Genomic DNA, 403 nt, shown 5'->3' on the forward strand with positions numbered 1-403 from the left:
ACTAATAACTAATTCATTCCATTTTTCTTCATAGATAATCTTATCCCACCGCTTTTCTTTTTTTATCAAAAACAATCCTATAAATAACACAAACAATATAAATAAAAATAAACCTATTTCTTTTACTAAACTGATATAAACATCCTGTTCAAACATTGTACTTTTTAAGTAATGAACACCACATTCAAGTACACTTAATAAAATTTGAAAAAAGCTAATATGCAAAAACGTCTTTTGAATTTTGTCTTCTGCGAATTTTAAATACATACTATACAAGACACTTGACACTAAAATCACTCCAATAACAAAAATATTGTTTCACCTCCATTTTATAAAAAAAATTCTTATACAGCTACCATTCTATATACAAAAACATTGATAGAATTTAGCAATTCTTCATGTT

At 24.6% G+C, this 403-nt stretch carries 1 protein-coding gene; it reads right to left on the reverse strand.

Features of this window, described 5'->3' with window-relative positions:
* Positions 1-288: hypothetical protein (locus AB3I00_RS14710; protein ID WP_368025625.1), on the reverse strand; the 288-nt coding region annotated here is incomplete at its 3' end.
* Between the last annotated feature and the right edge of the window lie 115 nt (positions 289-403).

Origin of the sequence: Enterococcus sp. C76 (genome assembly GCF_040886985.1) — a bacterium.
GTDB classification, from domain to species: Bacteria; Bacillota; Bacilli; order Lactobacillales; family Enterococcaceae; genus Enterococcus_B; species Enterococcus_B lactis.